Consider the following 14,978-nt stretch of genomic DNA (forward strand, 5'->3'; position numbering starts at 1 on the left):
GAACGGGCGTTGCGTAGAGTCAGCACGCGCCCGTCATGCTTATTTCGCCAGATGACGCATGCCTTCCTCCAGGCCGCGCAGGGTTAGCGGGTACATCTGTCCTTCAATCAGGTCGCGCACGATATGCGTGGACGTGGTGTAGTCCCAGGCATCTTTCGGATAGGGATTGATCCAGATGATCTTCTTGAATTTGGCTATGAAGCGCTGCATCCATACATAGCCTGCTTCTTCATTCCAGTGTTCGACGCTGCCACCGGGCTGGGTGATTTCATACGGTGCCATCGAAGCGTCGCCGATGAAAATCACTTTGTAGTCTGCGCCGTACTTGTGCAGCAGGTCTTGAGTGGCGGTTCGCTCCGAGCTGCGGCGCAGATTGTTCTTCCACACCGATTCGTAGATGAAATTATGGAAGTAGAAATACTCCATATGCTTGAACTCGGTCTTGCAGGCCGAGAACAGCTCTTCGCAGATCTTGACGTGCGCGTCCATCGAACCGCCGATGTCGAACAGCAGCAATAATTTGATGGTGTTGCGCCGCTCAGGGCGCATCTGAATGTTCAGCAGGCCCGCATCGCGAGCGGTGTGATCAATGGTGCCGTCGATGTCCAGTTCATCCGCAGCGCCCTGGCGGGCAAACTTGCGCAGACGGCGCAGGGCCACCTTGATGTTGCGCGTACCCAGCTCGACCTGATCGTCCAGGTTTTTATATTCGCGCTGATCCCACACCTTGACTGCCTTGCCCTTGCGTTCCCCTGCGTCGCCGACACGAATGCCTTCAGGGTTATAGCCCCCCGAGCCGAAAGGGCTGGTGCCCCCTGTGCCGATCCATTTGTTGCCACCGGCGTGGCGTTCCTTCTGTTCTTCCAGACGCTTCTTGAATTCCTCGATCAGCTTGTCGAGGCCGCCGAGGGACTGAATCTGCGCGCGTTCCTCGTCACTCAACGAGCGCTCGAACTCTTTGCGCAGCCAGTCTTCGGGGATCAATGCCTGCAAATGATCGTCGAGATTTTCCAGACCTTTGAAATACGCACCGAAGGCCCGGTCGAATTTGTCGAAATGACGCTCGTCCTTGACCAGAATCGTGCGCGCAAGAAAGTAGAACTCATCGATATCGGCAAAGATAACCCGCTGTTTCAGCGCATTGATCAGGTCCAGCAATTCACGCAGAGACACCGGCACTCTGGCCGCGCGCATTTCGTTGAACAGGTTGAGCAGCATGGCTGTCGCCCTTTTACGTAACGGGGTGGATGAAGGCGCTCAACGGTTGCCGCGGCGGCTCATGAACGCCAGACGCTCCAACAAATGCACATCCTGTTCGTTCTTGACCAGCGCCCCGGCCAGCGGCGGGATCGCCTTGGTCGGGTCGCGCTCACGCAGCACGGCTTCACCGATGTTGTCGGCCATCAGCAGCTTCAGCCAGTCCACCAGCTCGGACGTGGAAGGCTTCTTCTTCAGGCCAGGCACTTTGCGCACGTCGAAGAACACGTCCAGCGCTTCACTCACCAGGTCTTTCTTGATGTCCGGGTAATGCACGTCGACGATGCGTTGCAGCGTGGCACGGTCCGGGAAGGCGATGTAGTGGAAGAAGCAGCGACGCAGGAAGGCGTCCGGCAATTCCTTTTCGTTGTTGGAGGTAATGATGATGATCGGGCGCTTTTTGGCCTTGATCGTTTCATCGATTTCGTAGACGTAGAACTCCATCTTGTCGAGTTCCTGCAACAGGTCGTTGGGGAACTCGATGTCGGCCTTGTCGATCTCGTCGATCAGCAAAATGACCCGCTCATCGGACTCGAAGGCTTCCCAGAGCTTGCCCTTTTTCAGGTAGTTACGTACGTCGTGGACTTTGTCCACGCCCAACTGAGAGTCACGCAGACGGCTGACGGCATCGTATTCGTAAAGGCCCTGATGTGCCTTGGTGGTGGACTTGATGTGCCAGGTGATCAGCTTCGCGCCAAAGGACTCGGCCAGTTGCTCGGCCAGCATGGTCTTGCCGGTGCCGGGCTCGCCCTTGACCAACAGCGGACGCTCCAGCGTGATTGCCGCGTTGACCGCCAGCTTGAGATCGTCAGTGGCGACGTATGCCGGGGTGCCTTCGAACTTCATGATCAATCCTTTTCACGTGGGTAGGCGCAGCCTGTCGGCGCGCACACCGTAACAGGGGCAAGCAATGCCGGAACTATAACGTGGCTTCCGGACGGCTGTGAACGCAGACGCCTCATTCAGTTCTTGAATGGGGCGTCACGCAGTGACCGGGTCGAAATTGTAACGCTGCTTTTGGTATGGCTAATTTGGCTATACCATACGCTTCATGTCGACTAAATACAGATTCAGGGATAAATACAGGATTCAGTTGAGGGAAAAAGACCACCTGCCGCCGCATGTGCATCTGACCGGTGGTGGTCTGGATGTACTGATTTGCCTTGAGCTCGTAGAGCCCATGCGCGGACATGCCCCGACTGTTGTGCTTAAGGAAGCTCTCGAATGGATACGAATTCACCGCGACGAACTGATGGAGGAGTGGAAACGATGGCATCCATGAAACGACCCCGGCTCAGGGATGTTCAGGCGCAGTCCGGATACCGGCTGGCCCTGACATTCATCGACGATCAACAATTCGTCCTCGACATGAGCGCTGATGTGCAGGCTTTTCCGGGGTTACGACCCCTGATTGCTGCTGAAGCCTTTGCCCACGCCCAAGTGGGCGATGATGGCTGGACGGTTGAATGGCCTGAACTGGATATCCAGATCGGTGCGGATACCCTGTATCTCGACGCTCAGGCTCAAGCTGCCACCGACGAAAACACGCGTATTTTCATCGGGTGGCGTGCCCGCACGGGTTTGCCCTTGGCTAAGGCCGCACAGGCATTGGGTGTCAGCCCTCGCAGCATCACTCGCTACAGCAACTCTCGCGAAGCTACGCCACGTACCCTTGCGCTGGCTTGCCTGGGCTGGGATGCATTGCAGCAACAGGCACATGCCGCCGAGGAGCGGGGTGTTTATTCCGTGGATAAAAAGGACCACTAAGACCCCTTGCTGCTCTCATAACGCGCATTGAATGCCTGCACGAAAGCATTGCGCAGGATCTGCAGAAACGCCTGGAAGCCGCTGATGTCCTGCTGATGGACGCTGCCGCTCAGATCGACACGGGTGGCGAACTGGTTTTCCCGCTGGTTTTTCAATACGGTTTCGCTGGTGCCGACCAGCGCTTCCCAGATCGAGCGGAAAACGCCCTTGTCCTTGTTCTCGACGTCCTGCTGCCAGTTGAACACGTCCACGTTGCGCAGCAGCGGCTTTATATAGCCCTTGAGCTGGCCTTTGTCGGCCTGCGCTTCAATCACCACATCGCCATCGCCGGCGTTGAAATCGAACTTGCCATACGCCGACGAGAAGTCGTTGAGCTTCTTGAGCTGAATGCCGGTGGCGCGCAGTTTGAAGTCGAAATCTTCAAAGTTGCTGAACGGATCGAATCTGGCGGTGCTCTCCAGATCGGCATGGCCCAGCAGACGTGCCTTGCCCTTGAACTCGGCATCGCGGTTGCCTTCCACGTCGACCACGTTGGTCAGGTTATAGATGCTGGCATTGACCTGATCCGCCTCGATTTTGACCTTGGGCGTGGAGTTGAAGTTATTGAACGTGATGCGCCCGTTATCGATGCGCAATTCGTTGAGGGTGATGGGCAGCAGCTTGTCCATCTGGGTACGCCAGTCGGTGCCCTGACCGGTCTGCGAGTTCTGTTTGCTGCCGCCGTCCACGAAGTTGATCTGCGGGTCGGTGAAGAGGGCTTTCGCCACCACTGCATGGTCATACCAGAGTGAATGCCAGCTGACAGCCAGTTCGATCATCGGTGCGTCGAAAAAGGGCACCGGGACCTTGCCATCGGTCTTGACGATCTTCAGTCCCTTGATCCGGTAAGCCCCTCGCCATAGTGCGAGGTCTACGTCGGTGATCTCACCTCGGTAGTCGCCCATGTCGGCCAGTTTGTCGTTCAGATAGTCGCGCACCAGATAGGGCAAGGCGATATTGATCGCGATCAGCAGAACTACCAGAGCGGCCAGGGTCCATAGCGGCCAGCTGTAGCGACGTTTCATGACATGAGTCTCCTGTTTCAATGAGGGATTGACTACGCACGCGGTCATCCGTTCGGTCAGACTGGACGCCCCAGGGCTGGCGGCATAGGCTTTGGGTCTTTAACCGATGTGCACAAGGACACTTTCATGAGCCGTATCTACGCTGATAACGCCCATTCCATCGGTAATACGCCGCTGGTGCAGATCAATCGTATTGCGCCACGCGGTGTCACGATTCTGGCCAAGATCGAGGGGCGTAATCCGGGCTACTCCGTCAAGTGCCGTATCGGCGCCAACATGATCTGGGACGCTGAAAGCAGCGGCAAACTCAAGCCCGGCATGACCATCGTCGAACCGACCTCGGGCAATACCGGGATTGGCCTGGCATTCGTTGCCGCCGCCCGTGGTTACAAATTGATGCTCACCATGCCCGCTTCCATGAGCATAGAACGTCGCAAGGTACTCAAGGCGTTGGGTGCCGAACTGGTGTTGACTGAACCGGCAAAGGGGATGAAAGGCGCGATTGCCAAGGCAGAAGAGCTGCTGGCGGGCGATCCGGAAAAATATTTCATGCCCGCACAGTTCGAGAACCCGGCCAACCCGGCCATCCATGAAAAGACCACCGGCCCTGAAATCTGGGCGGACACCGACGGCGCTATCGACGTACTGGTGGCAGGCGTCGGGACTGGCGGGACTATCACCGGTATTTCCCGCTATATCAAGCACACCGCAGGCAAGCCGATCCTGTCGGTTGCGGTCGAGCCAGACGGTTCGCCGATTATCACCCAGGCGATGGCCGGTGAAGAGATCAAACCCAGCCCGCACAAGATTCAAGGCATCGGTGCCGGTTTCATTCCGAAAAACCTCGATCTGTCGATTGTGGACCGCGTAGAGCGTGTCACCGATGAGGAATCCAAGGCCATGGCGCGGCGCTTGATGCAGGAAGAGGGCATCCTTTGCGGTATCTCTTGCGGAGCAGCCATGGCGGCAGCCGTCCGTCTGGCTGAAAAACCGGAGATGCAGGGCAAGACTATCGTGGTGATCCTGCCTGACTCTGGCGAACGTTACCTGTCCAGCATGCTGTTCAGCGACCTGTTTACCGATCAGGAGCTTTCCCAGTAACACATCTTCGCAAGTGTGCACTTCATGCGGGCAACGCAAGGGTTTATGATGGTCAGCTTACGCGTCACCGGACGATTATCTCTGTTCGTCCGGTGCTTGCGGTCCTTCATTCAGAATCATGCATCAGTACTGCCCGCGTGACGTTTGGCGTTATCTGCCCGCTTCAAGGAGAGCTTCATGACCCTTTCATTTGTTGCCAAGGCATCGATCCTGATGCTGTTTCTGGGCAGCACGCTGTACGTTCATTTGCGCGGTCGGGCCCGGCTGCCCCTGTTGCGGCAGTTCGTCAACCATTCGGCATTGTTCGCGCCTTACAACGCACTGATGTACCTGTTTTCCCGTGTGCCCTCCGAGCCGTATCTGGATCGCAGCAAATTCCCTGAGCTGGATATCCTCAAGGACAACTGGGAAACCATTCGCGACGAAGCCATGCACCTGTTCGATGAAGGCTACATTCGTGCGGCCGAGAAGAATAACGACGCCGGTTTCGGCTCGTTCTTCAAGAAGGGCTGGAAGCGTTTTTATCTGAAATGGTATGACAAGGCACTGCCATCTGCCGAAGCGCTTTGCCCGAAGACCGTTGAGTTGGTCAACAGCATTCCCAACGTCAAAGGCGCGATGTTCGCGCTGTTGCCGGGCGGCAGCCACCTCAATCCGCACCGCGATCCGTTTGCCGGTTCCCTGCGTTATCACCTGGGGCTGTCCACGCCGAACTCCGATGACTGCCGGATCTTTGTCGATGGCAAGGAATACGCCTGGCGTGACGGCCAGGACGTGATGTTCGACGAGACCTACGTGCACTGGGTCAAGAATGAAACGCCGCAGACCCGGGTGATTCTGTTCTGTGACGTCGAGCGTCCGCTGACCAACCGCTTCATGACGCGTGTGAACCGCAGCGTCAGTGCGTTTCTGGGCCGCGCAACCGCGCCGCAGAATCTGGACGACGAGCGGGTCGGCGGGATCAATCAGGCGTATGCGTTCAGCAAGCGCTTCAGCGACGTCTTCAGTGGCAAGGTCAAGCAGTTCAAGCGCGCCAACCCCAAGGCTTACCGCGTTTTGCGGCCTGTGCTGGCGGTAGTGGTGCTGACATTGCTGGGCTACTGGTTGTTTGGTTAAGCAACCGCTTTGATCCGGTTGTCCGCGGTCACGGCGAACAACCGTCAGCCCTTTCTCAGTCCAGATTCACATGCCGGCTCAGCAGCGCTCGCAGCGCTGCAGGCTTGACCGGTTTTGGCAGATAATCGAGTCCTGCTGCGTGCACCTGAGCGATCAACTCCGGACGACCATCGGCGCTGATCAGCACGCCCGGCACTGGTTGCCCCAGGCGTGTTCTTAGCCAGGCCATCAGCTCAGTGCCGGTCTCTCCCTCATCCAGATGGTAATCCACCAACGCAATCTGCGGCCTGACGCCATTGTTCAGCAGTGCTTCGCATTCCTGACGACTGCGAGCGGTCCACACCTGACAACCCCAGCGTGATAGCAGGCTGTTCATGCCGATCAGGATGCTGTCTTCATTGTCGACACACAGCACCTGCGTGCCGTTCAGCGCGGGTCGGCTGACATCCGGCAGCGTGTCGGGCATTGTCGCCGGGGCTGCTGCCAGTGGCACCCGCACGCTGAAAACGCTGCCTTTGCCAAGCCACGAACGCACCTGCAAAGGGTGCTCGAGAATGCGACACAAACCATCGGCAATAGCCAGCCCCAGGCCCAGCCCCTTCGCTGCGTGAGTCTTGTGGCTGTCGAGGCGTTTGAATTCTTCGAAGATCACCTGGCGCTTGTCTTCGGGGATGCCCGGCCCGCGGTCCCAGACCTCAAGGCTCAGGCTGTCGCCGTAACGCCTGACACCCAGCAGAATAGGGCCTTTGGCATAGCGGAAAGCATTGGTCAGGAAGTTTTGCAGGACCCGGCGCAATAGCTTGATGTCGCTGTCGACGCGCAGTGAAGTGCCTCTGACACGAAAATTCAGACCTTGCTCCTGGGCCAGCGCTTTGAATTCGGCGCCCAGGGTGTCAAACAGCGCGTTGAGCGGGAATGGTTGGCGGTCCGGGGTGATCTTGCCGTTTTCCAGGCGCGAGATGTCCAGCAGGTCGCTGATCAGGTCTTCGGCAGAACGCAACGAGCTGTCCAGATGCTGGACCAATTGCTGGGCGTCGCTGGAAATTCCGTCCTGCTGATGCGACAGCGCAGCAGAAAACAGCCTTGCAGCATTCAGCGGCTGCATCAGGTCATGGCTGACGGCGGCCAGAAAGCGGGTTTTCGATTCGTTGGCGGCTTCGGCGGTGCCCTTGGCCTCGGTCAGCGCCTGATTGAGCTGCGACAACTCATGGGTACGTGCGGCGACACGCTGCTCAAGGCTTTCATTGACGCCTTTGAGGGCCTGTTCGGCGGCACGAAACGCGGTGATGTCGGTGAAACTCATGACGAAACCGCCGCCGGGCATCGGATTGCCGATCAGCTCGATCACCTGCCCGTTGGGGAACAGCCGCTCCGAGGTGTGCGCGCGGCCCTGACGCATCCAGTGCAGGCGTCGCGCTACATGCACTTCGGCCTCACCCGGCCCGCACAGCCCACGTTCGGCGTTGTAGCGAATGATGTCGGCAATCGGCCGGCCGACGCCAATCAGGCCTTCGGGGTAATTGAACAGCTCGAGGTAGCGGCGATTCCAGGCCACCAGCCTCAAGGACTGATCCACCACACTGATGCCCTGGGTAATGTTTTCGATGGCCCCCTGCAACAGCGCACGGTTGAACTGCAAGACTTCGGACGCTTCGTCGGCGATGCGTACGACGTCTTCCAGCTGCATGTCGCGCCCTTCAATAGCAGCCTTGACCACGGCGCGGGTCGAGGAAGTGCCGAGCACGCCAGCCAGCAGCCGCTCGGTGTGCGCGATCCACTCTCCGTTGGCATTCAAACTGGGGTTGAAACCCTTGCCTTGTCTGTTGGCGAAGCGAATGAAGCTCTGACGCGCCCGGTCTTCACCAACAAAGCGCGCCGAGAGGTTGAGCAGGTCTTCTATCTGGACGGCGAGCAGCGGTCGGCTGAAGTCGCGCCCCTGGGTTTCCTGGCCAATGAAACGACCTGCCTGCCAGTGCTCCGCCACTCGGGTGCGCGACAACATCGACACCCAGGCGAACAGCGTGCAGTTGCCGGCCATCGACAGCACCACGCCCTGAGTCATCGGTGAGATCGGCAGGTCGAACGGGTTGCTGTGCAGCCAGGACAGTAGCGGGAAATTGCTCAGCGACCAGCCCATGCCATGCGCCGCGACCGGCAATACTAAGGTGTAGAACCAGATGAAGATCCCCGCCGCCAGGCCTGCAAAGACACCACGCCGGTTAGCCTGCTTCCAGTACAGCGCACCGAACATGGCCGGTGCCAACTGGGTGATCGCGGCGAAGGCAATCTGCCCGATAGTCGCCAGGCTGGCCGTTGAGCCCAGCATCCGGTAGCTGACATAGGCCAGCAGGAGAATCATCACAATGCTGATGCGCCTTACCGAGAGCATCCAGTGACGAAACGCTTCGAACGGCCGCTCGGTGTTTTTGCGCCTTAACAGCCAGGGCAGCAGCATGTCGTTGGATATCATCGTCGACAGCGCCACGCAGGCGACGATCACCATACCGGTTGCCGCCGATGCGCCGCCGATGAAGGCCAGCAGGGCGAGTGACGGGTGAGCGTGCGCCAGTGGCAGACTGATCACGAACGAGTCGGGCAGCATGGACGCGGGCAGCAGCATTTGTCCGGCTAGCGCAATCGGCACGACGAACAATGCCGCCAGTGCCAGATAGGCCGGGAACACCCATTTGGCGAGATTCAGGTCCTGAGGCTCGATGTTTTCGACCACCGTGACGTGAAACTGTCGCGGCAGGCAGACAATCGCCATCATCGCCACACCGGTCTGCACGAACATCGACGGCCAGTTGATCGTGTCTTGCCAGTATTCCTCGAGGCGTGGCGCAAGTTTGGCCTGATTGAACAGGTCGTCGAATCCGTCGTACAGGCCGAACGTGACAAACACGCCGACTGCCATGAACGCGAACAGCTTGACCAGCGCTTCGAAAGCAATAGCCAGCACCATACCGCGATGGTGTTCAGTCACATCCAGATTGCGTGCGCCGAAGACGATGGTGAACAACGCCAGAATCAGCGACACCACCAGCGCGGTGTCCTGAGCGCGGGTGCCGGTGGAATCAGCCACGGCACCGATCAGGATATTCACGCCCAGCACGATGCCTTTCAGTTGCAGCGCGATATACGGCAGCATGCCGATCAGGCAAATCAGCGCGACCATGACCGCCAGTGACTGGGACTTGCCGTAGCGTGCCGCGATGAAGTCGGCAATGGAGGTGATGTTCTCCTGCTTGCTGATCAGCACCATCTTCTGCAGCACCCAGGGTGCCAGCACCATCAGCACGATAGGCCCCAGATAAATCGGCAGGAACGACCACAGCTGTTCAGCGGCCTGACCCACCGCACCGAAAAACGTCCAGCTGGTGCAATACACCGCCAGCGACAGGCTGTAGACCCAGGCGCGCATGGTCGGGCGCAGCGATGCGCTGTACCGGTCGCCGTAAAAGGCGATGGCGAACATGATGGCCATGTAGGTAAGGGCAACGGCCGCAATCAGCCCGCTGGACAGCGACATATGAAATTCCACACCGTATCGATAGCGCGCAGTCTCGCACGATGGCCGCGCTTCGTCTTTGTCGACCAAGGTCGAGCGTGGCGGGGTGTCGCAGCTGTTACGCAAACGCTAGTAACGATGAAAAAAGGTGCGGGGTGTTTTGTAAAAAGAAATGTCCTATCGACATTCGGCAGCGTTACGTCTTCAATGTGCCTCGGATTGGCGGCTACGTCAGTTCACCCTAGCCTCTCAGGACCACGGACGATGAGCCAACAGTCACAATTCAGCTTGCTCGGGAAACGCCGTTTCCTGCCGTTTTTCATCACGCAGTCCCTCGGGGCGTTCAATGACAATATTTTCAAGCAGTCATTGATCCTCGCCATCCTCTATAAGCTGAGCATCGACGGGGATCGTTCGATCTATGTCAATCTGTGTGCCTTGCTGTTCATCCTGCCGTTCTTCCTGTTCTCGGCGCTGGCCGGGCAGTTCGGCGAGAAGTACCCCAAGGACACGCTGATCCGCATTATCAAGTTCGGCGAGATCGTCATCATGGCGGTCGGGGCTGCGGGCTTTCTGTTCGATCACCTTGAATTGATGCTGGCGGCGCTGTTCGCCATGGGCACGCATTCGGCGCTGTTCGGGCCGGTCAAATATTCGATCCTGCCTCAGCACCTGCGCGAGAGCGAACTGGTCGGCGGCAACGCGCTGGTCGAGATGGGCACCTTTCTGGCGATTCTGGCCGGCACCATCAGTGCTGGCGTGATGATGTCTTCTGCGCACTATGCCTGGGTTGTTGCGGCCGCTATCGTGCTGGTCGCCTGCCTGGGGTTCGTTGCCAGCTTCGGTATTCCGCGCGCGACTGCCGCCTCGCCCGAGATGAAACTCAACTGGAATATTTTCACCCAGTCATGGGCGACCCTGCGCATGGGGCTTGGACAGACGCCCGCAGTCTCGCGCTCGATTGTCGGCAACTCGTGGTTCTGGTTTGTCGGTGCTATCTACCTGACGCAGATCCCCGCTTACGCCAAAGAGTGGATGTACGGCGACGAAACGGTCGTCACGCTGATCCTGACCGTGTTCTCCATTGGCATCGCGCTGGGCTCGCTGCTTTGCGAGCGGTTATCCGGGCATAAGGTCGAGATCGGGCTGGTGCCGTTTGGCTCGATGGGGCTGACGATTTTCGGTCTGTTGCTGTGGTGGCATTCCGGTGGTTTCCCGCAGAACGTGCAGGCCAACGACTGGCTGGCGGTCCTTTCCTACGGGCAGGGCTGGCTGGTGTTGTTCGATATTTTGGGCATTGGCGTGTTCGGCGGCTTCTATATCGTGCCGTTGTACGCCCTGATCCAATCGCGAACACCGGTGAAAGAGCGCTCACGGGTCATTGCTGCCAACAACATCCTCAACGCGCTGTTCATGGTGGTTTCGGCGATTGTTTCGATCCTGCTGCTGAGCTTCGCCAAACTGTCGATTCCGCAGCTGTTTCTGGCGGTGTCGCTGATGAACATCGCCGTCAATATCTACATCTTCAAAATCGTCCCCGAGTTCACCATGCGCTTCATGATCTGGCTGCTGGGCCATTCCATGTACCGCGTCGAGCATCGCGATTTGAACCGGATACCAGATGAGGGCGCAGCGCTGCTGGTCTGCAACCATGTGTCCTTTGTCGATGCGTTGCTGATTGCCGGTGCAGTGCGGCGGCCGATCCGTTTTGTTATGTACTACAAGATCTACCAGTTGCCGGTCCTCAACTTTATCTTCCGCACGGCTGGGACCATCCCGATTGCCGGGCGCAACGAGGACATGGACATCTACGAGCAATCGTTCAAGCGCATCGCTCAGTACCTCGCGGAAGGCGAGCTGGTGTGCATCTTCCCGGAAGGCAAGCTGACCACCGACGGCGAGATCAGCGGCTTCAAGAGCGGCATGAGCCGCATCATTGAGGAAACCCCGGTGCCGGTCATTCCGCTGGCACTACAAGGGTTGTGGGGCAGCTTTTTCAGCCGTGACCCGAGCAAGACCCTGTTCCGTCGCCTCTGGTCGCGTGTGGTGCTGGTCGCGGGTTCGCCCATTGCAGCAGATGTTGCAACGCCGGTGGATGTGCGTGAAGAGGTGAAGGCACTGAGAGGGAAGGTGCAATAAGCGCTCCGCGCTGAATTGGCACGATATGACTACCGTGCCAATGCTCGTAGGCATGCATTTCGTGACGCTCTGCGTCACCTTCAGGTGCCGCCGCTGATCAAAGGCCCGGTTTGGTTTCTTCCTCCGGCATCTTCCTGAAATACGTCGATAGCAACGCACCGGAAATGTTGTGCCAGACGCTGAACAGCGCGCTCGGCACCGCCGCCAACGGCGAGAAATGTGCGCTGGCCAGCGCAGCGCCCAGGCCGGAGTTCTGCATGCCGACTTCCAGCGCCAGTGACTTGCGTTGCGCCAATGGCAGCTTGAAGACCTTGCCGGTGAAATAACCCAGCAAAAAGCCGAAGGTGTTATGGAGGATCACCACGGCCATGATCAACAAGCCCGATTCGGCGATTTTCGCCTGGCTGGCGGCAACTACGGCGCAGACGATCATCACGATGCTCACCACCGAGACCAGCGGCAGCACGTCCACGGCGTAGCTGACCCGTGCGCCCAGCAGACGCTGTGCAACCACACCGAGCACGATCGGCAGCATGACCAGTTGCAGAATCGACCAGAACATATCGAGGAAGGACACCGGCAGCCACGCCGACGCCAGTAACCAGATCAGGGTCGGGGTCAGCAGCGGGGCGAGCAGGGTGGTCACCGCCGCGATTGCCACCGCCAGCGCCAGATCACCTTTGGCCAGCCAGGCCATGACGTTGGATGACGTACCGCTCGGGCAGCAGCCGACCAGAATCACACCCACAGCGATTTCCGGCGGCAGTTGAAACACCTGACACAGCAACCAGGCCACGCCGGGCATGATCACAAAGTGCGCGACCACCCCCAGCGCAACGCGCCACGGGTTTCGCGCCACCTCAGAGAAGTCTTCCAGCTTCAAGGTAAGACCCATGCCGAACATTACCAGACCCAGCAGCGGTACGATCCAGCTTTTCAGACCGATAAAGGCCTGCGGGAACAGAAACGCCAGGATGGCGAACAGCAGCACCCAATAAGCAAAGGTGTTACCGACAAACCGACTCAAGGCTGCCAACGCACGCATGGGGTGCTCCCTCCTGTAAAAAAAACCTGTGTGAAATGAACGCGCCGTCTCACAGGACGGCGCGGTGTTGCAGGCAGCGACGGGCGGGGATCAGATCCCCTGCGGGATTTCCTCGCCGCCCAGCGCGTCGAACAGTTCCGGCAGGAACTCGCCGAAGGTCAACATCATCAGTGTGAAGCTGGCGTCCAGCTGGCCCAGTGCCTCGTCGCCACCGTCCTGTTCCGCCTGATCCTGCAGCAGGTCTTCGAACTTCAGGCGCTTGACCACCAGCTTGTCGTCCAGCACGAACGACAGCTTGTCCTGCCAGGCCAGCGACAGCTGGGTGACGACCTTGCCGGTGTTCAAGTGCAGCTGAATTTCGTCGCTGGTCAGGTCCTGACGCTTGCAACGTACGATGCCGCCGTCTTCGTGGGTGTCGCGCAGTTCGCACTCGTCCAGCACGAAGAAGTTGTCGGCCGCTTTCTGGGTCTTGACCCAGTCGGTCATGGTCGCACTTGGCGAAACCTTGACGGTCAGCGGACGTACCGGCAACGAGCCGATCACTTCACGCAGGGTCGACAGCAGGTCTTCGGCGCGTTTCGGGCTGGAGGCGTTGACCAGAATCAGGCCCTGCTTTGGCGCGATGGCAGCGAAGGTCGCGGAGCGGCGGATAAACGCACGCGGCAGAAAGGCCTGGATGATTTCATCCTTGAGCTGATCACGTTCCTTCTTGTAGACCTTGCGCATCTGCTCGGCTTCGATCTCGTCGACCTTTTCCTTGAGCGCGTCGCGTACAACGCTGCCCGGCAGAATGCGCTCTTCCTTGCGTGCAGCAATCAGCAGGAAGTCCTGGCTGATGTGTACCAATGGAGCGTCCTCGCCCTTGCCGAAAGGAGCGACGAAACCATAGGTGGCCACCTCCTGGCTGGCGCAGGCACGAGCCGGTTTGGTTGCCAGTGCTGTCTCCAGCGCTTCGGCATCGAAAGGCACGTCCTGGGTCAGGCGATAGACAAGCAGGTTTTTGAACCACATGAGGTGAGTCTCTCTTTCTATACAAAGGCGGGCATTATTCGCTCCTCGGCGGCTGCGGCCAACCCTGCACAGAGCGTTTGTAAGCCTTTGGAAGGATTATAAAAATTATTTAAAAAAGTGCTTGCCAGAGTGCAGGTCGCTCCGTAGAATGCGCGCCACACCGAGAGTGAAGGGTGATTAGCTCAGCTGGGAGAGCAGCTGCCTTACAAGCAGCGGGTCGGCGGTTCGATCCCGTCATCACCCACCAAACTCGCTTTTAGTGTTATGCGCAGCGGTAGTTCAGTCGGTTAGAATACCGGCCTGTCACGCCGGGGGTCGCGGGTTCGAGTCCCGTCCGCTGCGCCATATTCAGCTTCAAGGCCCTTGAACTCCTTGAAGCAAACAGAAAGCCCGCCTTGTGCGGGCTTTCTGCTTTCTGCTTTCCTGAAACGATGAAGTCTTCGTTCATTCATCGGGGTGTGACAGGCAGCTACCGAGCCATCCTGGTAACCATACGACCAAGCTATTTCCGCCCAGGCTTTCGACCATGCGCGGGCCATCTGCATCGGCCATGGCCGCCTCCGTCAGCGCGTTGGCCTTGCCTGTGCTGCACACCGCGACCATCGATCAGCACGGTACTGTCGTTACTCAGTCGTCTCCGTGGATCAAGTCCGTAAGTTACAGTAGTAAGAACGACTATTTCGCAACGTATAAAGTGATTTTCAATGAGGGCCACTTCAAACACTCGCCTGGTTTCTGCTCGGCATCTTCTATTGATACCAGTGACTATGAACGGCTGTTCTACGGTCACGTCAAGTTGGGTGGGGCTGCCACCACAAAAGAAGTCAATGTGTTAGGTCTCATGGTCGGTAAGGACGGTGCCTCGGGTGACGCTTCCATGGGGTTTCAGCTGGCGTGCAGCAACTGATTGAATGAGCCTCACCGGGTGCGGGGCTTTCTCGAGGGCAGAACCTCGTTAAACACCTCCGGC

At 58.5% G+C, this 14,978-nt stretch carries 12 protein-coding genes and 2 tRNA genes; 8 read left to right on the forward strand and 6 right to left on the reverse strand.

The window, feature by feature from the left end; all coding sequences use genetic code 11:
- Positions 1 to 39: 39 nt before the first annotated feature.
- Both AC4ANE_RS09055 and AC4ANE_RS09060 read right to left on the reverse strand, forming a co-directional pair.
- Positions 40 to 1,218: a vWA domain-containing protein gene (locus AC4ANE_RS09055; RefSeq protein ID WP_002552617.1), complete on the reverse strand. Its 1,179-nt coding sequence runs from the start codon at positions 1,216 to 1,218 to the stop codon at positions 40 to 42.
- A 39-nt stretch (positions 1,219 to 1,257) separates the two neighbouring features.
- Positions 1,258 to 2,103 carry an AAA family ATPase gene (locus AC4ANE_RS09060; RefSeq protein WP_002552618.1) on the reverse strand — a complete coding sequence of 282 codons (846 nt, stop codon included), beginning with the start codon at positions 2,101 to 2,103 and terminating at the stop codon, positions 1,258 to 1,260.
- A 205-nt stretch (positions 2,104 to 2,308) separates the two neighbouring features.
- Between AC4ANE_RS09060 and AC4ANE_RS09065 the strand changes: the two genes are divergently transcribed.
- Both AC4ANE_RS09065 and AC4ANE_RS09070 read left to right on the forward strand, forming a co-directional pair.
- Positions 2,309 to 2,539, forward strand: coding sequence for a DUF4160 domain-containing protein (locus tag AC4ANE_RS09065; protein ID WP_044317730.1), 231 nt, complete (start codon positions 2,309 to 2,311; stop codon positions 2,537 to 2,539).
- The gene (locus AC4ANE_RS09070) at positions 2,536 to 3,024 is read left to right on the forward strand and encodes a DUF2442 domain-containing protein (RefSeq protein WP_031594859.1); all 489 of its coding nucleotides are present in this window, start codon (positions 2,536 to 2,538) and stop codon (positions 3,022 to 3,024) included. The genes AC4ANE_RS09065 and AC4ANE_RS09070 overlap by 4 nt, the downstream gene beginning before the upstream one ends.
- Here AC4ANE_RS09070 and AC4ANE_RS09075 read toward each other — a convergent pair.
- Positions 3,021 to 4,088 (reverse strand): DUF748 domain-containing protein, encoded by a 1,068-nt coding sequence (locus AC4ANE_RS09075; RefSeq protein ID WP_002552620.1) that lies wholly within the window; start codon positions 4,086 to 4,088, stop codon positions 3,021 to 3,023. The two genes, AC4ANE_RS09070 and AC4ANE_RS09075, sit on opposite strands and share 4 nt — an antisense overlap.
- 126 nt (positions 4,089 to 4,214) lie before the next feature.
- On the opposite strand from AC4ANE_RS09075, the gene cysK reads away from it, so the two are divergent.
- Both cysK and AC4ANE_RS09085 read left to right on the forward strand, forming a co-directional pair.
- Positions 4,215 to 5,189: a cysteine synthase A gene (cysK, locus tag AC4ANE_RS09080; protein ID WP_002552621.1), complete on the forward strand. Its 975-nt coding sequence runs from the start codon at positions 4,215 to 4,217 to the stop codon at positions 5,187 to 5,189.
- A 177-nt stretch (positions 5,190 to 5,366) separates the two neighbouring features.
- Complete coding sequence (locus AC4ANE_RS09085) at positions 5,367 to 6,305, forward strand: aspartyl/asparaginyl beta-hydroxylase domain-containing protein (protein ID WP_002552622.1); 939 nt, start codon at positions 5,367 to 5,369, stop codon at positions 6,303 to 6,305.
- Positions 6,306 to 6,360: 55 nt separating this feature from the next.
- Here the strand turns inward: AC4ANE_RS09085 and AC4ANE_RS09090 are convergent, their stop codons facing one another.
- On the reverse strand, positions 6,361 to 9,834 hold the full coding sequence (locus tag AC4ANE_RS09090) for a hybrid sensor histidine kinase/response regulator (protein ID WP_002552623.1): 3,474 nt from the start codon (positions 9,832 to 9,834) through the stop codon (positions 6,361 to 6,363).
- 243 nt (positions 9,835 to 10,077) lie between these two features.
- On the opposite strand from AC4ANE_RS09090, the gene AC4ANE_RS09095 reads away from it, so the two are divergent.
- A complete protein-coding gene (locus AC4ANE_RS09095; RefSeq protein WP_002552624.1) occupies positions 10,078 to 11,952 on the forward strand; it encodes an MFS transporter in 1,875 nt (624 codons plus the stop codon).
- A gap of 97 nt (positions 11,953 to 12,049) precedes the next feature.
- Here the strand turns inward: AC4ANE_RS09095 and AC4ANE_RS09100 are convergent, their stop codons facing one another.
- Positions 12,050 to 12,997, reverse strand: coding sequence for a bile acid:sodium symporter family protein (locus AC4ANE_RS09100; protein ID WP_002552625.1), 948 nt, complete (start codon positions 12,995 to 12,997; stop codon positions 12,050 to 12,052).
- Positions 12,998 to 13,087: 90 nt separating this feature from the next.
- The gene (gene rdgC, locus AC4ANE_RS09105) at positions 13,088 to 14,008 is read right to left on the reverse strand and encodes a recombination-associated protein RdgC (RefSeq protein ID WP_002552626.1); all 921 of its coding nucleotides are present in this window, start codon (positions 14,006 to 14,008) and stop codon (positions 13,088 to 13,090) included.
- A gap of 171 nt (positions 14,009 to 14,179) precedes the next feature.
- Here rdgC and AC4ANE_RS09110 point away from each other — a divergent pair.
- From AC4ANE_RS09110 to AC4ANE_RS09120, 3 genes are all read left to right on the forward strand, one after another.
- Positions 14,180 to 14,255 (forward strand) — tRNA-Val (locus tag AC4ANE_RS09110).
- 21 nt (positions 14,256 to 14,276) lie between these two features.
- Positions 14,277 to 14,353 (forward strand) — tRNA-Asp (locus tag AC4ANE_RS09115).
- A gap of 181 nt (positions 14,354 to 14,534) precedes the next feature.
- On the forward strand, positions 14,535 to 14,915 hold the full coding sequence (locus AC4ANE_RS09120; RefSeq protein ID WP_002552627.1) for a hypothetical protein: 381 nt from the start codon (positions 14,535 to 14,537) through the stop codon (positions 14,913 to 14,915).
- The last annotated feature ends 63 nt before the right edge of the window (positions 14,916 to 14,978 follow it).

The sequence above is a fragment of the Pseudomonas sp. Pme6b genome (assembly GCF_058129925.1).